The following is a 20,755-nucleotide window of genomic DNA, read 5'->3' on the forward strand; positions in this document are numbered from 1 at the left end:
AGGACACTGCCACAGAGGACCCTTCGGCAGGTGGCCTACCGCGGCGGCCGCCTCCAACGCCTGCTCCTGCACGGCTGGCCGGTGAGCACCAGCGTGAACACCACCGCGATGCTGTTCGTCGAGTGCTCACGCCCGCTCCGGTCCGTCAGCCGGGAAAGACCCGCCTTCGGTCCACGCTCACCCCGAACACGTCCGGTCTCGCCCTGAGCCCGTCCGGGTCGAGCTCCCGCCGCGCACCGCGCACCACCGCGGGGTCGATGTCGGCGATCACGAGCCGCTCCTCGCCCCGCACGGGTGCCACCAGCCACCGGCCGTCCGGCCCCGCGATCGCCGACCCGCCGTCGTAGGGCGAGCGGTGCCGGGCCGCAAGAATCTCGTCCCGCAGCGGGAAACCGGCGGGCACGTCCGCGTAGTCGACCACCGCTCCGGCCGCGAGCGAGTACACCCCGCCCTCCAGCGCGACGAACCGGGTGATGTCGCCGGTCAGCCTGGTGGAGCCCGGCCACACCGACACGTGCAGGTCCGGTGCCTGCGCGTAGAGGGTGTGCCGCGCCAACGGCATCCAGTTTTCCCAGCAGCACAGGCCGCCGACGCGCACACCGCCGACCTCGTGCACCTGCAGGCCGTGCCCGTCCCCGTTGCTCCACACCGCCCGTTCCTCCGGCGTGGGCACCAGCTTGCGGTGCACACCGCACACACCGGCCACCGGGTCGATGGCCAGCAGCGTGCAGTACACGGTGCCGTGCCCCGGCCCGCGCTCGGCAATCCCGAGGTAGGTGAACACGCCGTGGTCCCGGACGGACTCGACGACCACCTGCACCTCGGGTCCGCTCAGCTCGACCGCGACCTCCCGGTACGCCGCGCAGGCCGCCTCCTGCCGGTCGTCGGCGAACTCCACACCACCGGCCTCGCTGAGCCAGATCGGGTAGCCCGGCAAGAAGGTCTCCGGGAACACGACGAGCTCCACACCCTCCGCCGCGGCCCGCCCCACGAAGTCGACCACCTTGCGCACCCCTGCCTCCCGGTCCAGCCACGGACAGCGGGCCTGGGCAGCGGCAACGCGCACGACGACCTCCTCTAGGTTGACGACATGGCTGTCTCCCAACGCGACCTGCTGCGCTGGCAGTTCGAGCTGACCTGGTCGCTGTTCGAGCACCACCTGGAGCTGCTGGACCCCGCGGACCTCCTCTGGGAACCGCAGACCCCTGCCGTGTTCACCATGCGCCACAACGGCACGGGGTGGGACCGCGACTGGCCCACGCCCGAGCAGGAACCCACCGGCGTGGCCACGGCGGCCTGGCTGACGTGGCACATCGGCTGGTGGTGGACGGCTGCGGTCGACCACGTGCGCGGGGACGAGCCGCGAGAGGTGGTGTGGCCGGGGCCGGAGCTGGCCGTGGAGTGGTTGCGCGGATTGCGCGCGCAGTGGCTGGACGTGCTGGCGACCGCCGACCTGGAGGCGACCACCGGCTTCCCGTGGCCGGACGGGACGATGTCCGTCGCGCACACCCTCGCCTGGGTCAACGCCGAGCTGATGAAGAACGTGGCCGAGATCGGACAGCTCCGGCGGCTGGTCGCCCGCTAGCCGGTCCTGGACCCGCCGTCAGTTCGTCACCGCCAGCGCGAACGGCAGCACCGCGGGCACCCCCTCCCTCCTGAGCAGCCGGGCGGCCACGGTCATCGTCCAGCCGGTGTCGACGTGGTCGTCCACCAGCAGCACCGGACCGTCCACACCGGACAGGTCGGGGACCTCGCCGGACCGCACCAGGCCGGCCAGCCGCTGGGCGCTGTTGGCCCGGTGCGTCGACTCGCCGAGCCAGACCGTGCCCAGCAACGGCAGCCGGCCGATCGACGAGATGCGCTGACCGAAGCTGCCCACCAGGGACGGGCGGTTGCGGGAGCCGACCACCACCACGCCGACCGGGCGCTCGTCCCAGCCCCACGCCGACAGCACCTTCACGCAGGCCGCGAACACGTCGTCGGGGATCTCCCGGTCGGCGCCGTTGGCGAGCAGGTCGCGCAGCCGGTTGCCCCAGCCGATGTCGGTGAGCCGGCCCAGCGCCCGTCCCGTGGCCGCCACCTCGGACGCGGGGATCTTGCCGGACAGGTCGACGCCGATCGCTTTCATGCCGGTCGGCCACATCTTGCGCGGCGCCACGTCGACGCCCGGCCGCAGCAGCCGTTCGCGGGCAGCGCCGGCCGCGGTCTCGGACACGTCCACCGACAACCGCTCGCCCGTGCAGTTGTCGCAGCGGCCGCAGTCGTGCGCGGTCGGGTCGTCGAGCTGGTCCTGCAGGAACCGCATCCGGCACGCCGACGTCCGCTGGTACTCGATCATCACCTGCTGCTCGGCGCGGCGGGCCTCGGCGATCCGCGCGTACCGCTCGCCGTCGTACTCCCACGGCCGCCCGGTCGCCTCCCAGCCACCGCGCACCCTGCGGACGGCGCCGTCCACGTCCAGCACCTTGAGCACGACCTCGAGCCGCCCGCGCGACAGCTCGACCACCGGCTCCAGCGCGGCCGTCGACAGCGCCCTGCCCGCCCCGGACAACGCGGACAGCACCTGCCGCACGACCACCTCGGCCGGGAACGCGAGGGACGCGAAGTACGCCCAGATGTCCCGGTCCTCGTGGCCGGGCAACAGGATCACCTCGGCGCGTTCGACACCGCGGCCCGCCCGGCCGATCTGCTGGTAGTAGGCGATGGGGGAGGAGGGCGCGCCGACGTGCACGACGAACCCCAGGTCCGGCTTGTCGAACCCCATGCCCAGCGCGGAGGTGGCGACGAGGGCCTTGACCCTGTTGGCGAGCAGGTCCTCTTCGGCCCGCTGCCGTTCGGCCGGCTCGGTCTTGCCCGAGTACGCGGCCACCGCGAAGCCCCGGTCGGACAGGAACGCGGCGATGTCGTCCGCCGCCGCGACCGTGAGGGTGTAGATGATCCCCGAGCCCGGCAGCCGCTCCAGCCGCTCGGCGAGCCAGCCCAGGCGCGCCTCGGCGGTCGGCAGCTGCGCCACGCCCAGCCGCAGGCTGTCGCGGTCCAGCGGCCCGCGCAGCACCAGCGTGCCCTCCTCGGCACCGAGCCCCAGCTGCTCGGTGACGTCGTGGACCACCCGGTCGTTGGCCGTCGCCGTCGTGGCCAGCACCGGCACGCCCGGCGGCAGCTCCGCCAGCAGCGTCCGCAGTCTGCGGTAGTCCGGCCGGAAGTCGTGGCCCCAGTCGGAGATGCAGTGCGCCTCGTCGACCACGAGCAGACCGGCCGAGGCCGTCAGCGAGGGCAGCACCGAGTCGCGGAAGTCCGGGTTGTTCAGCCGTTCCGGGCTCACCAGGAGCACGTCGACCTCACCGGCGGAGACCTGCGCCTGCACCGCGTCCCACTCGTCGGTGTTGGCGGAGTTGATCGTCACCGCGTGCACCCCGGCCCGCGCCGCCGCGTCGACCTGGTTGCGCATCAACGCGAGCAACGGCGAGACGATGACCGTCGGGCCCTCGCCGAGCTGCCGCAGCAACGCCGTGGCGATGAAGTACACCGCCGACTTGCCCCACCCCGTGCGCTGGACGACCAGTGCCCTGCGGCGCTGCGCCACGAGGGTGTGGATCGCCGTCCACTGGTCCTCGCGCAGCACCGCCTCCGGGCCCGCCAGTGCCCGGAGCCGCTCCTCCGCCAGTTCCCGCAACGCGATGTCGTCCATGGGGAGCAAGCTTGCCAGGTAGGTCTGACAATTGTGATTGCCGCAGGTCGTAAGCTGTGCGGCGTGACTGAAGACCTGCGCGACCAGGTGCACGCCGCAGCCCGCCGCGCCCGCGTCGCCGCCGACGACCTCGTCCTCGCCACCCGTGAGCGCAAGGACGCCGCGCTGCACGAGATGGCCGCCGCCCTCCGCGCGCGCACGCCGGAGATCATCGAGGCCAACGGGAAGGACCTCGAAGCGGGCAGGGCGGCCGGTCTGCCGGAGAACATCCTCGACCGGCTCACGCTGACCGAGGCGCGCGTCGACGCCGTGGCCAAGGGCCTGGAGACCGTCGCGGGACTCGCCGACCCGGTCGGCGAGGTCGTGCGCGGCTCGATCCTGCCGAACGGGCTGGAGCTCAAGCAGGTCCGCGTCCCGATGGGCGTCGTCGGCATGGTCTACGAGGGCCGCCCGAACGTCACGGTCGACGCCGCCGGTCTCGCGCTGAAGTCGGGCAACGCCGCTCTGCTGCGCGGTTCCTCGACCGCAGAGCACTCGAACACGACGCTCGTCGCCGTCCTGCGCGACGCGCTCGAAAGCGTGAACCTGCCGGCTGACTGCGTGCAGCTGCTGCCGTGCCACGACCGCGCGTCCGTCACGGCCCTCATCACCGCACGCGGCCTGGTCGACCTGGTGATCCCGCGCGGCGGCTCCGGCCTGATCAACGCCGTCGTCGAGCAGGCGACCGTGCCCACGATCGAGACCGGCGTCGGCAACTGCCACGTCTACGTGGACGCGCACGCCGACCTCGACATGGCCGAGGCCATCGTCCTCAACGCCAAGACCCGGCGCACCAGCGTGTGCAACGCGGCCGAGTCCCTGCTGGTGCACGAGGACGTCGCCGCGGAGTTCGTCCCGCGCATCACCAAGGCGCTGCAGCAGGAGGACGTCACCATCCACGGTGACGACCAGTTCGCGCAGCAGCCCGATGTCGTGCAGGCCAACGACGACGACTGGGGCACCGAGTACCTGAGCCTCGACATCGCCGCGAAGGTGGTCGACTCCCTCGACGACGCGGTCAGGCACATCGCCCAGCACGGCTCCGGGCACAGCGAGGCCATCGTGACGAACGACGTCGCGGCGGCACGCAGGTTCACCGCCCGCGTGGACGCGGCGGCGGTGTTCGTCAACGCCTCCACGGCCTTCACCGACGGCGCCGAGTTCGGCATGGGCGCGGAGATCGGCATCTCCACGCAGAAGCTGCACGCCCGCGGCCCGATGGGCCTGACCGAGCTGACGTCCACGAAGTGGGTCGCGTGGGGCGAAGGGCACACGCGCCCGAAGGCGTAGCCCTACCTTCGGGGACATGGCTCCCACCTACCCGTTCTCCGAACCCGACGGCCTGGCCCTCGACCCGGCGTATGAACGGTTACGGCGCGAAGAACCCGTTGCGCGCGTGACGTTCCCCTACGGCGGCGAGGGCTGGCTCGTCACGTCGTACGAAGAGACGAAGTTCGTCCTGGGCGACCCGCGGTTCAGCCGCGCCCGCACCGTCGGGCGGGACGTGCCGCGGATGCAGCCCCTCATCGCGCCCGGCGGGTCGATCCTGACCTCCGACGGCGAGGACCACGCCCGCCTGCGCCGCCTCGTGTCGAAGGCGTTCACCGTGCGGCGGGTCGAGGCGCTGCGGCCGCGTGCCCAGGAGATCACCGAGGACCTGCTCGACCGCCTCGACAACCCCGGCGACCTGGTCGAGGGCTTCACGACGCCGTTCCCGGTCACGATCATCTGCGAGCTGCTCGGCGTGCCCTTCGCGGACCGCGCGGAGTTCCGCACGTGGTCGAACCAGGTCATGGGCACGGTCGGCGGCAACACGCCCCAGGAGGCGGCGGAGGGCGTCGCGAAGCTCCACGCCTACTTCACCGCACTGGTGGCGAAACGCCGTGCGCAGCCCACGGACGACCTGTACAGCGCACTGGTCGCCGCCCGTGACAACGACGACCGGCTCAGCGAGGACGAGCTGGTCCGGTTCGGCATCACGCTGCTCGTCGCCGGTCATGAGACCACCGCGAACATGCTCGGCAACAGCATCCTCACGCTGCTGGAACACCCCGGCGTCTGGCAGCGGCTGGTCGACGACCCCCAGGAAGTTCCCCGCGCGGTCGAGGAGCTGTTGCGGTTCGTCCCGCTGGGCAGCGGCGCCGGCTTCCCGCGGATCGCGACCGAGGCCGTCCGGATCGGGGACGTGCGGGTCGAGGAGGGTGACGCGCTGCTGGTCGTGGTGTCGTCGGCCAACCGCGACGAGTCCGTGTACCGCGACAGCGCCGAGTTCGACCTGGACCGCGAGACCGGTCAGCACCTGCAGTTCGGCCACGGCGTCCACTTCTGCCTCGGTTCGCAGCTCGCGCGGATGGAGCTGCACGTCGCACTGGCCGCGGTGCTGCGCAGGATGCCGGGGCTGCGGCTGGCCGAACCCGTCGAGTTCCGCAAGGGTTCGCTGGTCAGGGGCCCGTTGCGGCTCGTGGCGAGCTGGTGAGAAAAATCTTCACGAAGTCGCGTAATGGGGGAGCGGCGGGTGCGTTTCCCCGGTGCGCGGCTCTGCTTCGGGGTGGGCCGCGACCCGCACGGCCCGTCCTCCCCCTGGGCCGTGCGGTGTGATCAGCACGACGGGCGCCGGAGCTCGGGAGCGGTCCGGCGCCCGTCTACGCTGTTTCGATGCGCATCGGCGTCATGGGCGGCACGTTCGACCCCGTCCACCACGGCCACCTCGTGGCCGCCAGCGAGGTGCAGGCCAGGTTCGACCTGGATCGCGTGATCTTCGTGCCGACCGGTCAGCCCTGGCAGAAGGCGTCGCGCGAGGTCTCCCCGGCCGAGGACCGCTACCTGATGACGGTCATCGCCACCGCGTCCAACCCCCGGTTCTCGGTCAGCCGCGTGGACATCGACCGCGAGGGCCCCACCTACACCGTGGACACGCTGACCGACCTCAAGGCGCAGTACCCGGACGCCGAGCTGTTCTTCATCACCGGCGCGGACGCGCTCGAGCAGATCCTGTCCTGGAAACGCGCGGAGGACGCGTTCGCGTTGGCCCACTTCATCGGAGTCACCCGTCCGGGCTACACGTTGGACGACCACCACCTGCCGCCGGGCGCCGTCTCGTTGGTCGAGGTCCCGGCCATGGCGATCTCCTCCACGGGCTGCCGCGACCGCACCGCCTCGGGCCAACCGGTCTGGTACCTCGTACCGGACGGGGTGGTCCAGTACATCGCCAAGACGGGCCTGTACTCCGAGTCGTAATCACGTTCGAGTGGATTTTGCGTGCATCCGAGGGCCCGGGGAGCAACAATCGACGGGTTGTTGCTGGTTCGTGGAAGGCAAGACTTTGGCTACAGGCACCGTGAAGTGGTTCAACGCCGAAAAGGGCTTCGGGTTCATCGCGCCCGACGACGGCTCGGCTGACGTCTTCGTGCACTACTCGGAGATCCAGTCCAAGGGGTTCCGCTCGCTCGAGGAGAACCAGAAGGTCGAGTTCGAGGTCGGTCAGGGCCAGAAGGGCCCGCAGGCCCAGCAGGTCCGCCCGATCTAGTCTTCGGCGCAGGTGAAGGCCACCTCAGGGCGCTGAGGTGGCCTTCGTCATGCCTGGGCGTGAAGTACCCGTTTGGCGCTCGCCGGTACCCTCAGTAACTCGTGCGGGCGTATCGACGTCCGCCGGAAGTCAGAGGAGTGACGTGGCAGCCACCGACGAGGCACGACGGCTGGCGCTGGTCGCGGCGAACGCAGCGGCCGACAAGAAGGCGCACGACGTGACGGTGCTCGACGTCTCCGACCAGCTCGTGATCACCGATGTGTTCGTGATCGCGTCCGCTCCCAACGAGCGGCAGGTCGGAGCGATCGTCGACAACATCGAGGAGAAGCTGCGGGAGGCCGGCACGAAGCCGGTGCGCCGCGAAGGGGCCCGCGAGGGCCGGTGGGTGCTGCTGGACTTCGTGGACGTCGTCGTGCACGTGCAGCACACCGAGGAGCGCAGCTTCTACGGCCTGGAGCGGCTGTGGAAGGACTGCCCGCGCATCGAGTTCGAAGCGGACGTCCCCGCCGACACCGCGGCCGAGCAGGGGTAGCCGATGGCCCTGAGCCGGCTCGTGCTGTGGCGGCACGGCGAGACCGACTACAACGCGACCGGCCGCCTGCAGGGCCACCTGGACTCGGCGCTCACCGAGACCGGCCTCAACCAGGCGCGCTTCGCCGTTCCGGTGCTCGCCGGCTTCGAACCGGAGGTCGTGGTCGCCTCCGATCTGCAACGTGCGCGCGACACGGCGCGTGTGTTCACCACGTCCGCGGACGTGCCGTTGCGCATCGACGCGCGGCTGCGCGAGACGCACCTGGGCAAGTGGCAGGGGCTGACCACGGCCGAGGTGGACCAGGAGTGGCCGGGTGCGGTCACCGTGTGGCGCACCGACCCCACCTACACGCCGCCGGACGGTGAGTCGCGGGTCGAGGTCGCCGAGCGGGCCATCAAGGTCGTGCAGGAGGTCGACGCGGAGTTCTCCGAGACCGTCCTGCTGTGCGCGCACGGCGGTCTGATCAGCGCGTTGACCGGGCGGCTGCTCGAACTGCCGGTGGAGAACTGGTCGCAGCTCGGCGGCATCTCGAACTGCCACTGGACCGTGTTCACCCGGCGCAACGACCGGTGGCGGCTGTCGTCGTACAACGCGGGCACCACGCGTTGAGACTGCTCGTCCTGGGCGACTCGCTGTCGTTCTTCGGACCGTCCGGGCCGTTGCCCGCCGATCATCCGCGGCTGTGGCACAACCTCTGTGCCGCGGCCCTGGGCGGGTCGGCGGAGCTGGCCGCGGGGTTCGGGTGGACGGCGCGGGACGCCTGGTGGGCGTTGACGGGTGATCCGCGGATCTGGTCGTTGCTGCCGTCCACGGACGTGCTGATCTTCGCGGTCGGCAGCATGGACACGCTGCCGTCGCCGCTGCCGACCTATCTGCGCGAAGGGCTGCGTTATGTGCGGCCTGACTGGTTGCGACGGTGGGTGCGCGCGCGTTACACCGCCGCGCAGCCACTGTTGGCGCCGTATGCGCGCGTTGCCCTGCCTCCGGCGCTGACGGCTCGTTATCTGCGCGACTCGCTGCAGTCGGTGCGCAATCTCCAGTACAAGATGCCCGCGATCGGGATGGTGCCGTCAGTGCACCGGGCCGAGTCGTACGGGTTCGTGCACTCCGGGCACGCGGCTGCGGTGAAGGCTGTGCGCGGGTGGGCCGCACATGCGGAGGTGCCCCTGCTGGACCTGCCCGCGGTGATCGGCCCGCACGTCCGTTCGGGTGCGGGCAACCCCGATGGGATGCACTGGGGCTGGGAGGGGCACGAGCTGGTGGGCGAGGCCATGGCCGAGCTCATCTCGTCCGTGGCGGTCAATCACACGGAGGAGTGAGGGCCGTAGGCTCGTCGCTCGTGCGCATCTCCATCGTCACCGACTCCACGGCATATCTGCCCGAGGGGTTCGCGCAGCGCCATTCGATCACCGTGGTGCCGTTGCACGTCGCGGTGGACGGTGCCGGGCGTCTCGACGGCGTCGACTTCGGCCCGGCCGAGCTGGCCGCCGCGCTGGCGGAGCACCGCCGGGTGACCACGTCGCGTCCGACACCGGGCGAGATGGCCGACGTGTACCGGGACGTGTTGTCGTCGTCCGACGCGATCGTGTCCGTTCATCTCTCGCGCGAGCTCTCGGGGACGTGGGAGGCGGCTCGGCTCGCGGCGGAGGAGATCGACCCGTCCCGCATCCGCGTGGTCGACTCGCGGTCGACGGGCATGGGGCTCGGGTTCGCCGTCCTGCGCGCGTGCGCCGCTGTCGGTGCCGGACATTCGCACGCCGAGGTCGAGGACGCCGCGTCCACCGCGGCCGCCGGGACCCGGATGTTCTTCTGCGTCGAAACCCTGGACCACCTGCGCCGCGGCGGCCGGATCGGTGCGGCCGCGGCCCTGGTGGGCACCGCGCTGGCCGTGAAGCCGCTGCTGCACGTCGACGACGGCCGGATCGTGCCGCTGGAGAAGGTGCGCACGATGAGCCGGGCGGTGGCCCGACTGGTGGACCTCGCCGCGGCGGCGGCCGGCGACGGCCCGGTGGGACTGGCCGTGCACCACCTCGCAGCCCCGGAACGCGCCGCAGAACTGGCCACCCACCTGGACGAACGCCTCCCCGGCTCGACCGGGTGCGTGATCTCGGAGGTCGGCGCGGTGATCGGCGCGCACACGGGCCCCGGCGTCCTCGGCGTGGTGGTCCTGCCAGGAGGACCGGACATCCTCCCACACACCCCCGACAATCCCGGTTCCCCGAGCAGCGAGTGATCGCGACCTGTCCACAACCCGCGAGTAACCCACAGCCCGGCACTTCCCCCGCACCCCCCACCCCTCCCACTCCGTAACTTCGACCCCATGCTCCCCCGCCCCCACCACGACGACACCCCGGCCGACCGCCTGGAAGCACTGGCCGCCAAGGTCCGCGCCGACCCGACCCTCGTCCACGCGAACTCCGCCGACTCCACTGAACACGGCCACCCCCGCCGCTTCCGGCTGCCCCGCCTGCCCCGCCGCGGCCTGCTCGCCTTCGGCATCGCCGTCGCCTGCACGGTCATCGGCCTGTCCACCTGGCTGCAACGCCCCACCGCCGAGTCCGCACCGGACCTGGCCCTGGTCAGCACCAGCGCCCCGGCCCCCGAACTGGTCGTGAACGTGATCGGCGAGGTCGCCACCCCCGGCCTCGTCACCGCCACCTCCGGCGCCCGCGTCGCCGACGCCCTGCGCCTGGCCGGCGGCATCCACCCCGGCACCGACCTCCACGGCCTCAACCTGGCCCGCAAACTGACCGACGGCGAACAGATCGCAGTCGGCATCCCACCCCCACCCGCGGCCGTGCACCCGGCCAAGCTGAACCTGAACACCGCCTCGGCCACCGACCTCGACTCCCTGCCCGGAGTAGGCCCGGTCACCGCCCAGCGCATCGTCGACCACCGCACCCGCAAGGGCCCGTTCGCCTCCGTCGACGAACTCCGCGACGTGGAAGGCATCGGCGACACCAAGCTCGCGAAACTCGCCGACCTGGTCCACACCTGACCCCCGGCGCTTCCACCCGCTGGCCCAACTCGCTGGCCCCATCCCGGACGCCGGGCTCCCGCAGCCATCCCGCTGACCTCGCCCGCCCCTGGCTGCCCGCACCTCGTCCCCGCTGACGGCCCGCACCCGAGGCCCGGCGCTCGACACCTCGCCCCACGCGCCCTGCCCACCCGCGCCCGCGTCCCACTCACGCCCGCGCTCCACCCCACGCCCGCGCTCCGCCCCACGCCCGTGCCCGACGCCGCGCGTTCCACAGCCCACCTCGCACTCGCCGAGAGGAACTCCCATGCCTTGCATCGTCGCCATGCCCGCACCCGACCTCATCTGGCACCAGTCCACCCGCCCCGGCCGCCTGTACTCCGGCCTCCTGCGCACCCCGTTCGTCACCGTCCGCGAGTTCTCCCCGAACGGCCTCCCACACCGCCGAGCCCGCACCCGCACAACAACCAGCCGTGCCCCTGCCACCACGCCCCGGCCTCCCACCGCCGCCTCCCGGTCTCCCACGGCCGCACCTCGATCTCCCGCCCTCGCGCCCCGGTCCTCCACGGCCGCCTCCCGACCTCCCGCACCTAAGCCCCGCAGACACCCAGCCCACGACCACCCCCTAATCCCCGCAACCGCCGCTGTATGGGCAACCGCCCTGGCCGCCCTGTTCCTGACCCGCCACACGGCAGTCCTCATCGGACTGTCCACAGGAACAGCCGTCCTGCTCGCTCAACGCCGAGCCTGGCGCCGCCGAGCCTGGTGCTCCAACCCCCGCGCACTCGCCACCCTCCTCACCGACCCCACCCCAAGCGCCCCGACAGCGAAGGCCCGACCATGCCTCGCAGACACCCGGTAACCCACGACTACCGCTTGGTCCCCGCAGCCACCGCAGTGTGGGCAACGGCCCTGTCCGGCCTCTACCTGAGCTGGCAGGCCGCAGTCCTCATCGGACTGTCCGCCGGCGCGGTCGGCCTGATCGCCTGGCACCGGGCGTGGTGGCCCAAGACGTGCGCGATCGCCCTCCTGCTCGCCGGCCCGATCGCCGGTGCCTGGGTCGGCAGCCACGTCCTGCGCGCCGAGACCCACCCGCTCCGCCTGGCCGCCGACGAGGGCCGCACGACCACGGTGACCGCGGAGCTGAGCACGAGACCGCGTGGCATCCGGGCCGCGGGGTTCGGCGGGCACCAGGCCGGGGTGGACCACGTCGTCGTCACCGCGACGGCGAACGGGGCCACCGTCGTCATCCTCGCGCCGGCCGCGCAGTGGCGTGATCTGCTGCCCGGTCAGCGGGTCACGGTGAAGGGCTCGCTCGCGCCGCCGAGACCGGGCGACCTCACCTCCGCCCTGCTCCGGGTCCGCGGGCCACCGGCGGACGTGCAGCCGCCACCGGCCTGGCAGCGCTGGGCCGACCACCTCCGCGACGGCCTGAGCAGGGCCAGCGCCACCCTCGGCGAGGAGGAGGCGGGACTGCTGCCCGCGTTGGTGGTGGGCGACACCGAGCACATGGTGCCGCGCGTCGTCGATGAGTTCCGGACAGCGGGCCTGGCCCACCTGCTCGCGGTGAGCGGCGCGAACCTGGCCATCGTCTGCGGCGCGGTCTACCTGCTGCTGCGGAAGACCGGTCCGCGCAAGGCGGCGGTGGGTGCGTTGGTGGCACTCGTGGGGTTTGTGGCCCTGGCCGGTCCCGAGCCGAGCGTGCTGCGGGCCGCGGTGATGGGTGCCGTCGCGTTGCTGGCGCTGTTCATCGGCCGCGAACGGTCAGCGCTGCCGTCGTTGGCGACGACGGTGCTCGTCCTGGTGCTCGTCGATCCGGCGCTGGGAGCCGATCCCGGGTTCGCGTTGTCCGTGACGGCCACGGCGGCGTTGGTGCTCGTGGCACCGAGATGGGCACGCAGGCTGAAGGAACGCGGTGTGCCGCAAGGGTTCGCCGAAGCACTTGCCGTGCCCGCGGTCGCCAGCCTCGCGACGGCTCCGCTCGTGGTCGGGTTGTCGGGGCAGATCAGCCTCGTGTCGGTGCTCGCGAACCTGGCCGTCGCACCGGTGGTGGCACCCGCGACGGTGCTGGGTGTGGTGGCGGCGGTCATCGCGCCGCTGTTCCCACCGGCTGCCGAGGTGGTGGTGCACGTGGCCGGGCCGGCCGTGACGTGGCTGGTCCTGGTCGGGCGGCACGCGGCGACGGTGCCGGGTGCGTCGCTGAGCTGGCCGGAGGGCTGGGTCGGCGGGCTCGCGCTGGCGGTGGTCACGGCGATCGTCTTCCTGTTGTTGCGCAACAAGAAGACGCGGGTGCTGACGGTCGCGCTCCTCGTCGGCGGCTTTGTGGCGCTGGTGCCGATGCGGACCATCGCGCCGATGTGGCCACCGGCCGGCTGGAAGGTCGTGAGCTGCGACGTCGGCCAGGGCGACGCGCTCGTGCTGGCCACTGCGGAGGCCGACCGCGCGGTCGTGGTCGACACCGGGCCCGACCCCGGCGCGATCGACCGGTGCCTGAGGACGTTGGGGATCACGCGGATCCCGCTGATCGTGCTGTCGCACCTGCACGCCGACCACATCGGCGGCCTGCAGGCGGTGCTCGCCGGGCGTGCGGTGGGCGCGGTGGCGGTGGGACCGCTCAAGGAGCCGGCGTGGGCGTGGAAGGAGGTCAACGAGCAGGCGCGCGCGAACGGCGTGCGGGTGCTGGAACCGAAGGCGGGTGAGCGGTTCGCCTGGCCGGGACTGGAACTAGAGGTGCTGGGCCCGCGGCGGCAACCGGTCGTCGCTGAGACGAACACGGTCGTGAACGACTACTCGCTCGTACTGCGGGCCACCACACCCGCGGGCCGGGTGCTGCTCACCGGTGACGTCGAACTGGCCGGCCAGGCCGCGTTGCTGGGGGAGCGGGACCTGGGGGCCGAGGTGCTCAAGGTGCCCCACCACGGCTCACGTTCCTCGTTGCCCGCGTTCCTGGAACGCGTGCGACCGCGGGTCGCACTGGTGAGCGTCGGCACCGGCAACCGCTACGGGCACCCGAGCCCGCAGGTGATCGACGCGCTGCGGGCGGGTGGCGCCCTGGTGTTGCGCACGGACAAGGACGGCGACCTGGCGGTGTTGCCAGGAAGCCGAGTCGTACGAAGGAAAAGGAGAAGGAAGATGGACCAGGTCTGGATCAGGCTCCACAACGCGCGCTACCCGATTCCCGGCGGCACGCCCGGTTTCGCCTGGGCGATGTGGCAGCCCGGTTACCCCGCCACCCAGTGGCCGCACGACGAACTGAAGCCCGACTTCGCCTACTACCTCTGCGAAACGCTGGAGGACGGCAGCCGCGCCATCACCTACCGCGCCCGCGCCACGCACGTGCTGCCACCCACGGAGGCCGCCGACGCGGACGCCGCCTACGACCTCGTCGCCGAGCACGTGTTCGACGACGGCATGCGCATCGCCCCGGACGTCTGGCACGAGTACCACTACAACGCCCTCAAAGCAGAAGCCCCGTGGCCGCAACGGATCGTGGCCTGGCGCGCCGAGGTGGAACCGGTCGGCCCGCACGTTCGCGACGAGCTGCGCCGCTTCCCGCGCACGGGCTGGACGAAGTCGGCCGCGATCACCCTCTGACGCTCACCGCGTGAAACGACGCGGTCCGGGGACGCGGACGTCCCCGGACCGGGAGGAGGTGATCTGCTGAACGAACGACCTAGCCCAGTGCCTTGAGCACGGCCTCGGCCGACGGCGGCACAGTGGCGCGCGGGCCGATCGTGTCGCCGAGGGCGTCGAGGGTCTTGAGGCCGTCACCGGTGATCAGCAGGACGGTCTCGCCGTCGGGGTCGAGCTGGCCCGTCTCGATCAGCTTCTTCGCCGTCGCCACGGTCACGCCGCCGGCGGTCTCGGCGAAGATGCCCTCGGTGCGGGCGAGGAGCTTGATGCCCTCGACGACCTCTTCGTCGGTCACGTCCTCGATGGCGCCGTTGGTGCGGCGGACCGTGTCGAGCACGTACGGGCCGTCGGCGGGGGCACCGATCGCCAGCGAGCGGGCGATGGTGTCGGGGCGGACCGGGCGGATGACGTCGTGGCCGTCCTTGAAGGCGGTGGACACGGGCGAGCAGCCGGTGGCCTGGGCGCCGAACACGCGGTACGGGGAGGCCTCGACGAGGTCGAGCTGGCCGAGCTCGCGGAAGGCCTTGTCGATCTTGGTGAGCTGGGAGCCGGAGGCGACCGGCACGACGATCTGGTCGGGCAGGCGCCAGCCGAGCTGCTCGGCGACCTCGTAGCCGAGGGTCTTGGAGCCCTCCGCGTAGTACGGGCGGACGTTGACGTTCACGAACGCCCAGTCCTCGTGCTCCGCGGCGAGCTCCTGGGCGAGGCGGTTGACGTCGTCGTAGTTGCCGTCGACGGCGATCAGGGCGCCCTCGTAGACGGCGCTCATGAGGATCTTGGCGCGTTCCAGGGAGGAGGGGACCAGTACGACGGACTCCCAGCCGGCGCGGGCGGCGGCCGCGGCGACGGCGTTGGCGAGGTTGCCGGTGGAGGGGCAGGCCAGGACCTTGAAGCCGAGCTCGCGGGCGGCGGCCAGTGCCACGCCGACCACGCGGTCCTTGAAGGAGTGGGTGGGGTTGCCGGTGTCGTCCTTCACCCAGACCTTGCGGACGCCCAGCGCCTTCGCGAGGCGGTCGGCCTCGACCAGGCGGGTGCCGCCGGGGTCGGTGTTCGGGTGCTGTTCCACAGTGGACGGAACGGGCAGAAGGCCGCGGTAGCGCCAGATTGAACGGGGGCCGGCCTCGATGTCCTCGCGCCGCACCCTGCCGAAGTCGTAGGCCACTTCCAGCGGCCCGAAACACTCGAGACAGGCGTATTCCGGAGCGAGAGGGGTCTCATTTCCGCACTCACGGCACAGCAGCGCGCGGGCGGGGCCGAGGTCGAACTTGGTGCTCGTGGGCACAGTGACAGCAGTCATCGCGAGGTATCTCCTCATCTTTCCCGCGAAATCGAACGGGTCGGAATTGGCACCGTGATCGTCTGCGCATAGCGCTGACGCCGGTTGCCGGGGCTTCTTCGGGCCGGTCCCTCTGCCCCTCTGGATGAGCGGTGTTCAGTTGTGGCCACCAACGTACGGCACGTCTCCGCCGCTCGGCCACAAACGTCCACGATTCGGGACGTGGGAGGATGCGGAGCGTGAGCGCACCGGAGTCACTGCACCTCGTCGTCGGCGAGGAGGAGTTGCTGGTCGAACGCGCAGTTCGGGCGGCACTCGAGGCCGCGCGCGCGGTCGACGCGTCGGCCGACCTGACCCGCGTGCAGGTGAGCGATCTCACGCCGCCGGAGCTCGCCGAGCTGGTGAGCCCGTCGCTGTTCGCCGAGGGCCGGGTGATCGTCCTGCAGAACGCGCAGGACATCAGCAAGGAGATCGCCGACACGGTGCTCTCCTACCTCAAGGCGCCCGCGGACGGGGTGACGCTCGTCGTCGTGCACACCGGTGGCGGCCGCAGCAAGGCGGCCAAGGACCTGCCCGGCCAGCTGAAGAAGGCCGGTGCGGCGGTCACCGAGTGCGGCAAGGTCACCAAGTCGGCCGAGCGCGAGGCGTTCGTGCGCAACGAGGTGCGGCAGGCAGGCGGCAAGATCGACCCCGAGGCGGTCGCGACGCTCATCGACGCCGTGGGCACGAACCTGCGCGAGCTCGCCGCGGCGGCCTCGCAGCTGGTGTCGGACACCGACGGCAAGGTGACGGTCGAGGAGATCCGCCGCTACCACCAGGGCAAGGCCGAGGTGACCGGGTTCGCCGTCGCGGAGAAGGCCGTCACCGGTGACCGTGCGGGCGCGATGGAGTCGTTGCGGTGGGCCATGCAGCTCGGGGTGCCGCACGTGCTGGTCGCCGACGCGCTGGCGGACGCGGTGCGCACGGTCGCACGCGTCTCCGCGGTGGGCCGGGCCGACCCGTTCAGCCTGGCCGGTCCGCTCGGCATGCCGCCGTGGAAGATCAAGAAAGCTCAGGCGCAGGCCCGCGGCTGGGAGCAGGCGGGTCTCGCGGACGCGATGCAGGTGGTCGCGGGGCTCAACGCCGACGTGAAGGGCGTGGCCGCCGACGCCGACTACGCGCTGGAGCGCGCCGTGCTGCGGATCGTGGCGGCACACGGCCGCCGGTAGCACCCTCGCGGCGTTCCCGCGGAACCGTCCACGCACCGGAATTGACCGTGCCGCGCCAGCTTCCGCACGGAGCGGCGCGTCGTGAAGCCCAATGAGGTGAATGCGTGGAGCGACTCCATGGCCCTCATCCCCACCAGAACAGCGAAAAGGGCCCGCTCCACGAGGAGCGAGCCCTTCCCGACGGCTCTGAGGTGAGCGGAATCAGCCCTCGAGCTGGTTCGCGCGCAGCGCCATCGCCGACTTCTTGTTGGCGGCCTGGTTGGCGTGGATGACGCCCTTGGTGGCGGCCTTGTCGAGCTTGCGGGACGCGTCCTGCAGCAGCTCCAGGGCCTTCGCCTTGTCACCGGCCTCGGCAGCCTCGCGGAACTTGCGGATGGCCGTCTTGAGGGACGACTTGACCGACTTGTTGCGCAGGCGCGCCTTCTCGTTGGTCTTGATCCGCTTGAGCTGGGACTTGATGTTCGCCATGCGACATCACCCTTCTGTGTCGAAACCGGAGTTCGTGACGCGCTTGGTCGGCACCGGCGAGAGCCGGCTCTCCTCCACGGCGGAGCGCCGCGCGTTCACGACGACGAAGGATATCAGGCCAGCTCAGCGCACCGTGAACCCGGCCTGGTCGGCACGAGCTGACAGCACGAACGCCGTGGAAGCGGTTCAATACTGCTGAAACGCCTGTTCAGCGTGCCGCGGCGACCGGTCTCAGCCCTCGTCCGGTTCCGGTTTCTTCGGCGGACGGCCGCGGCGCGGCATCTTCTTCGCTTCACCGGGCAGCCGGCCTGCCTCCGCCAGCGCACGCCGCAGCAGGAACTCGATCTGCGCGTTGGTGCTGCGCAGCTCGTCGTTCGCCCACCTGCTCAACGCGTCGTGCACGGCCGGGTCGAGCCTGAGCAGAACGCTTTTGCGCTCCGCCATCAGGTGTACAGCGACCCGGTGTTGACCACGGGCTGGGTGGAGCGGTCACCGCACAGGACGACGAGCAGGTTCGAGACCATCGCCGCCTTGCGCTCCTCGTCGAGCTCCACGACGTCGTGCGCGGCGAGCCGTTCCAGCGCGAGCTCGACCATGCCGACGGCGCCCTCGACGATCCGGGTGCGGGCCGCCACGACCGCGCCCGCCTGCTGCCGCTGCAACATGGCGTGGGCGATCTCCGGCGCGTACGCGAGGTGCGTGAGCCGCGACTCGATGACCTTCACGCCCGCGGACTGCACGCGTGCCGAGATCTCGATCGCGAGCGTCTCGGTGATCTCGTCCGCGTTCTCCCGCAGCGACAGCCCCGCCCCCTCGTGGTTGTCGTACGGGTAGCTCGTCGCGATGTGCCGGACCGCGGTCTCGGTCTGGATGCCCACGAACCGCACGAAGTCGTCGACCTCGAACCGTGCACGCGCGGTGTCCTCGACCTGCCACACGACCACGGCGGCGATCTCGATCGGGTTGCCGTCCGCGTCGTTGACCTTCAGCGTCTGCGTCTCGTGGTTGCGGATGCGGGTGGAGATCTTCTCCCGCGTCGTCAGCGGGTTCGCCCACCGCAGACCGTCCGAGCGGACCGTGCCGACGTAGCGGCCGAGGAACTGCAGCACCCGCGCCTCACCGGGCGCGACGGTGAACAGCCCCTTCATCAGCAGCGACGCCGCCAGGAGCACCAGCACCCCCGCGACCAGCAGCCCCGCCGACGGCTCGCCGCCGTTGGCCTCCGCGACCCTGACTCCCTCGATGATCGTCCACACGCCCACCGCGAACACCGCCAACCCTGCGAAGAACATCGGCAGACCGGCGATCTCCCGTGCGTGCTTCTCGCGCACGACAGGTGCCGGCATGTGCACTGTCGTGTCGATGGTTGCGCTCATCCAGACCCCCTGGTGAAGTAGTATCTAAGTGATATCACTTTTTTGCGGTTGATCACAAGTTAGGCTGAGCCGCATGAGGGCGAAGAAGCAGCGTGTGGCCGCGTACGGGGTGTGCGTCGACGAGGCGGACCGGATCCTGCTGGCGCGCTGGCTTGGCCCAACGGGCAAACGTTGGATCCTCCCCGGCGGTGGCATCGAGCACGGCGAGCACCCGTACGACGCGGTCGTCCGCGAGGTCGAGGAGGAGACCGGGTTCACCGTCGAGGTGGTGCGCCTGCTCGGCATCGACTCGGAGCTCCGCACCGAGTCCCGCCACGACTACCACGCACTTCGCATCATGTACGAGGTCCGGATCATCGGCGGCGAGCTGCGCAACGAGGTGGGCGGCACGACCGACCTCGCCCAGTGGCACCCGCTCGCAGACGTCGGACAACTCGACCGCGTGCCGTCCCTCGACGCCGCCCTCGGCCTCTACCGGACCGCCCCACCCGCGGGAATTCTGCGGTAGGTTCGCTCCTGCCGCCGCCAACTGCCCACAACGGAGTTGGCGAATGATCCGATCACTGGCCGCTGTCGCCGCGGCCGCCCTGCTGTTGTCCTTCGTCCACGTGCCGGCCCAGGCCGCCGTGGTCGCCGTCTCGACCGTGTCCTCCCTGCAGGCCGCGATCGACACCGCCCGCCCGGGCCAGCGCATCGTCCTCGCACGAGGCGTCCACCCGGCCGACCGGCCCGTCAAGATCACCAGGTCCGGCATCACCGTCGCCGCGCAGACCGTCGGCGCCACGGTGTTCACCGGCAAGGGCGGCATCGAGCTCGGCGAAGTCCGCGACGTCACCGTCGAGGGCTTCGTGTTCGACGGCGAGTCCGGCACGACCGTCCCCGCGGGAGCGCTCGCCACGCGCATCACCCGCAACACCTACAACGGCAACAAGGACGGCGCCTCGCTCACCGTGAGCGCGAACGACGTCGAGGTGGACCACAACACGTTCTCGAACCGTTCGAACGAGGGCGTGTACCTGCAGATCACGGGGCCGGGCAGCGAGATCGCCCAGCGCACCCACGTCCACCACAACTACTTCTACAACCACTCGTTCACCGGCTCGAACGGTGGCGAGTCCATCCGGCTCGGCTACAGCCACAAGCAGTCGAAGTCGGCGTACGCGGTCATCGAGCACAACCTGTTCGACAAGGCCAACGGCGATGCCGAGGCCATCTCGGTCAAGTCCTCGGACAACACGGTCCGCTTCAACACCATCCGCAACAGCAAGGGCTACATCGTCCTGCGCCACGGCAACCGCACGGTCGTGGAGGGGAACCTGCTGTTCGGGAGCGGCATCCGGTTCCACGGGAACGACCACCGGGTGTTCAACAACTACGTGCAGAACACCGGTGACCGCGCGATCGTGTTCGGCAAGGGCTCGGAGACCGACAGCGGACCGACCTCCACCTCGCACGACCGCCCCGACCGCGTGACGGTCGCGTTCAACACGCTGGTCGGCACGGGCGCCGTGGTCGACAGCGACACGGGCACGTACGCGCCGAAGGACTGCGTGCTCGCGAACAACATCATCCAGGGGTCGTCGTCGAAGCTGGTCGACCTGATGAGCGGCTCGACGGTGAAGTACGAGGGCAACATCGTCTGGGGCGGTACCGCCGGCATCCCGTCCGGCTACCGCTCGGTCGACCCGAAGCTCGTGCGCGACTCGAACGGACTGCTGCGCCTGTCGTCGGGCAGCCCGGCGATCGACACCTCGGCGGGCACCTACTCGTACGTCACGCGCGACTTCGACCCGCAGGCCCGCTCCGGCAAGCCGGACGTGGGGGCCGACGAGTACAGCACTTCGGCCACGCGGAAGCCGCTCACGACCGCGGACGTCGGCGTGAACGCGCCCTGAGTCGGCGTTTGTCCTGGTGACCGCACGTGTGGCGGTCACCGGGACCCCCCGATTTGGAGATCGAAACACCCCCGTGTAATGTTCTCCATGTCAGAGCGAAGCGGGCCGGAAATCAAAACCGGAACGGGCCTGGCAAA

Annotated in this window: 20 protein-coding genes and 1 riboswitch; of the genes, 14 read left to right on the forward strand and 6 right to left on the reverse strand. The window is 71.1% G+C overall.

All coding sequences use genetic code 11. The annotated features are described in order from the left end of the window. Positions 1-145: 145 nt before the first annotated feature. Positions 146-1,066 (reverse strand): carbon-nitrogen hydrolase family protein, encoded by a 921-nt coding sequence (locus ACZ7CF_RS38825; protein WP_470372181.1) that lies wholly within the window; start codon positions 1,064-1,066, stop codon positions 146-148. Positions 1,067-1,090: 24 nt separating this feature from the next. Between ACZ7CF_RS38825 and ACZ7CF_RS38830 the strand changes: the two genes are divergently transcribed. Beyond that, positions 1,091-1,585 (forward strand): DinB family protein, encoded by a 495-nt coding sequence (locus tag ACZ7CF_RS38830; RefSeq protein WP_470372182.1) that lies wholly within the window; start codon positions 1,091-1,093, stop codon positions 1,583-1,585. 18 nt (positions 1,586-1,603) lie between these two features. Here ACZ7CF_RS38830 and ACZ7CF_RS38835 read toward each other — a convergent pair whose 3' ends face one another. Beyond that, entirely contained in the window at positions 1,604-3,688 is a 2,085-nt protein-coding gene (locus tag ACZ7CF_RS38835; protein WP_470372183.1) for a RecQ family ATP-dependent DNA helicase, read from the reverse strand. Between the two features lie 63 nt (positions 3,689-3,751). On the opposite strand from ACZ7CF_RS38835, the gene ACZ7CF_RS38840 reads away from it, so the two are divergent. The 10 genes from ACZ7CF_RS38840 to ACZ7CF_RS38885 all read left to right on the forward strand — a co-directional run bounded on the left by ACZ7CF_RS38840 (position 3,752) and on the right by ACZ7CF_RS38885 (position 14,356). Next, complete coding sequence (locus ACZ7CF_RS38840) at positions 3,752-5,017, forward strand: glutamate-5-semialdehyde dehydrogenase (protein WP_470372184.1); 1,266 nt, start codon at positions 3,752-3,754, stop codon at positions 5,015-5,017. Positions 5,018-5,033: 16 nt separating this feature from the next. Continuing rightward, positions 5,034-6,203 (forward strand): cytochrome P450, encoded by a 1,170-nt coding sequence (locus tag ACZ7CF_RS38845; protein WP_360399326.1) that lies wholly within the window; start codon positions 5,034-5,036, stop codon positions 6,201-6,203. 179 nt (positions 6,204-6,382) lie between these two features. Continuing rightward, entirely contained in the window at positions 6,383-6,964 is a 582-nt protein-coding gene (nadD, locus tag ACZ7CF_RS38850; protein ID WP_360399323.1) for a nicotinate-nucleotide adenylyltransferase, read from the forward strand. An 85-nt stretch (positions 6,965-7,049) separates the two neighbouring features. Further along, positions 7,050-7,253, forward strand: a complete 204-nt coding sequence (gene cspE / locus ACZ7CF_RS38855; protein WP_053735596.1) for a transcription antiterminator/RNA stability regulator CspE — start codon at positions 7,050-7,052, stop codon at positions 7,251-7,253. Between the two features lie 142 nt (positions 7,254-7,395). Beyond that, positions 7,396-7,785, forward strand: a complete 390-nt coding sequence (gene rsfS / locus ACZ7CF_RS38860; RefSeq protein WP_360399320.1) for a ribosome silencing factor — start codon at positions 7,396-7,398, stop codon at positions 7,783-7,785. A gap of 3 nt (positions 7,786-7,788) precedes the next feature. Next, complete coding sequence (locus tag ACZ7CF_RS38865; protein WP_360399317.1) at positions 7,789-8,394, forward strand: histidine phosphatase family protein; 606 nt, start codon at positions 7,789-7,791, stop codon at positions 8,392-8,394. Next, a complete protein-coding gene (gene octT, locus ACZ7CF_RS38870; RefSeq protein WP_470372185.1) occupies positions 8,391-9,104 on the forward strand; it encodes a diglucosylglycerate octanoyltransferase in 714 nt (237 codons plus the stop codon). The genes ACZ7CF_RS38865 and octT overlap by 4 nt, the downstream gene beginning before the upstream one ends. A 20-nt stretch (positions 9,105-9,124) precedes the next feature. Beyond that, positions 9,125-10,018: a DegV family protein gene (locus ACZ7CF_RS38875; protein WP_470372186.1), complete on the forward strand. Its 894-nt coding sequence runs from the start codon at positions 9,125-9,127 to the stop codon at positions 10,016-10,018. An 87-nt stretch (positions 10,019-10,105) separates the two neighbouring features. Next, entirely contained in the window at positions 10,106-10,783 is a 678-nt protein-coding gene (locus tag ACZ7CF_RS38880; RefSeq protein ID WP_470372187.1) for a ComEA family DNA-binding protein, read from the forward strand. 819 nt (positions 10,784-11,602) lie between these two features. After that, complete coding sequence (locus ACZ7CF_RS38885) at positions 11,603-14,356, forward strand: DNA internalization-related competence protein ComEC/Rec2 (protein ID WP_470372188.1); 2,754 nt, start codon at positions 11,603-11,605, stop codon at positions 14,354-14,356. Positions 14,357-14,435: 79 nt separating this feature from the next. Here ACZ7CF_RS38885 and thrC read toward each other — a convergent pair whose 3' ends face one another. After that, a complete protein-coding gene (gene thrC / locus ACZ7CF_RS38890; protein WP_360399302.1) occupies positions 14,436-15,692 on the reverse strand; it encodes a threonine synthase in 1,257 nt (418 codons plus the stop codon). Between the two features lie 11 nt (positions 15,693-15,703). Further along, positions 15,704-15,823: riboswitch (SAM riboswitch) on the reverse strand. A gap of 78 nt (positions 15,824-15,901) precedes the next feature. Between thrC and holA the strand changes: the two genes are divergently transcribed. Continuing rightward, on the forward strand, positions 15,902-16,879 hold the full coding sequence (gene holA, locus ACZ7CF_RS38895; RefSeq protein WP_458433912.1) for a DNA polymerase III subunit delta: 978 nt from the start codon (positions 15,902-15,904) through the stop codon (positions 16,877-16,879). Between the two features lie 201 nt (positions 16,880-17,080). Here the strand turns inward: holA and rpsT are convergent, their stop codons facing one another. From rpsT to ACZ7CF_RS38910, 3 genes are all read right to left on the reverse strand, one after another. Continuing rightward, a complete protein-coding gene (rpsT, locus tag ACZ7CF_RS38900; protein ID WP_030468084.1) occupies positions 17,081-17,347 on the reverse strand; it encodes a 30S ribosomal protein S20 in 267 nt (88 codons plus the stop codon). Between the two features lie 231 nt (positions 17,348-17,578). Further along, a complete protein-coding gene (locus ACZ7CF_RS38905; RefSeq protein ID WP_360399296.1) occupies positions 17,579-17,791 on the reverse strand; it encodes a type II toxin-antitoxin system antitoxin in 213 nt (70 codons plus the stop codon). Then, positions 17,791-18,723 carry an SPFH domain-containing protein gene (locus ACZ7CF_RS38910; RefSeq protein WP_458433908.1) on the reverse strand — a complete coding sequence of 311 codons (933 nt, stop codon included), beginning with the start codon at positions 18,721-18,723 and terminating at the stop codon, positions 17,791-17,793. The genes ACZ7CF_RS38905 and ACZ7CF_RS38910 overlap by 1 nt, the downstream gene beginning before the upstream one ends. 73 nt (positions 18,724-18,796) lie before the next feature. On the opposite strand from ACZ7CF_RS38910, the gene ACZ7CF_RS38915 reads away from it, so the two are divergent. Together ACZ7CF_RS38915 and ACZ7CF_RS38920 are read left to right on the forward strand one after the other, a co-directional pair. Further along, the gene (locus tag ACZ7CF_RS38915) at positions 18,797-19,231 is read left to right on the forward strand and encodes an NUDIX hydrolase (protein WP_470372189.1); all 435 of its coding nucleotides are present in this window, start codon (positions 18,797-18,799) and stop codon (positions 19,229-19,231) included. A gap of 43 nt (positions 19,232-19,274) precedes the next feature. After that, on the forward strand, positions 19,275-20,618 hold the full coding sequence (locus tag ACZ7CF_RS38920) for a polysaccharide lyase 6 family protein (protein WP_470372190.1): 1,344 nt from the start codon (positions 19,275-19,277) through the stop codon (positions 20,616-20,618). The last annotated feature ends 137 nt before the right edge of the window (positions 20,619-20,755 follow it).

Source organism: Lentzea sp. NPDC036955, from assembly GCF_055608005.1.

Excerpts from the sequence above, each read along its gene's own strand:
- ACZ7CF_RS38830 (WP_470372182.1), top strand. The coding sequence starts at position 1,091 with ATGGCTGTCTCCCAACGCGACCTGCTGCGCTGGCAGTTCGAGCTGACC.
- ACZ7CF_RS38835 (WP_470372183.1), bottom strand. The coding sequence starts at position 3,688 with ATGGACGACATCGCGTTGCGGGAACTGGCGGAGGAGCGGCTCCGGGCA.
- ACZ7CF_RS38845 (WP_360399326.1), top strand. The coding sequence starts at position 5,034 with ATGGCTCCCACCTACCCGTTCTCCGAACCCGACGGCCTGGCCCTCGAC.
- nadD (WP_360399323.1), top strand. The coding sequence starts at position 6,383 with ATGCGCATCGGCGTCATGGGCGGCACGTTCGACCCCGTCCACCACGGC.
- ACZ7CF_RS38865 (WP_360399317.1), top strand. The coding sequence starts at position 7,789 with ATGGCCCTGAGCCGGCTCGTGCTGTGGCGGCACGGCGAGACCGACTAC.
- ACZ7CF_RS38880 (WP_470372187.1), top strand. The coding sequence starts at position 10,106 with ATGCTCCCCCGCCCCCACCACGACGACACCCCGGCCGACCGCCTGGAA.
- ACZ7CF_RS38885 (WP_470372188.1), top strand. The coding sequence starts at position 11,603 with ATGCCTCGCAGACACCCGGTAACCCACGACTACCGCTTGGTCCCCGCA.
- thrC (WP_360399302.1), bottom strand. The coding sequence starts at position 15,692 with ATGACTGCTGTCACTGTGCCCACGAGCACCAAGTTCGACCTCGGCCCC.
- holA (WP_458433912.1), top strand. The coding sequence starts at position 15,902 with ATGCGGAGCGTGAGCGCACCGGAGTCACTGCACCTCGTCGTCGGCGAG.
- rpsT (WP_030468084.1), bottom strand. The coding sequence starts at position 17,347 with ATGGCGAACATCAAGTCCCAGCTCAAGCGGATCAAGACCAACGAGAAG.
- ACZ7CF_RS38905 (WP_360399296.1), bottom strand. The coding sequence starts at position 17,791 with ATGGCGGAGCGCAAAAGCGTTCTGCTCAGGCTCGACCCGGCCGTGCAC.
- ACZ7CF_RS38910 (WP_458433908.1), bottom strand. The coding sequence starts at position 18,723 with ATGAGCGCAACCATCGACACGACAGTGCACATGCCGGCACCTGTCGTG.
- ACZ7CF_RS38915 (WP_470372189.1), top strand. The coding sequence starts at position 18,797 with ATGAGGGCGAAGAAGCAGCGTGTGGCCGCGTACGGGGTGTGCGTCGAC.
- ACZ7CF_RS38920 (WP_470372190.1), top strand. The coding sequence starts at position 19,275 with ATGATCCGATCACTGGCCGCTGTCGCCGCGGCCGCCCTGCTGTTGTCC.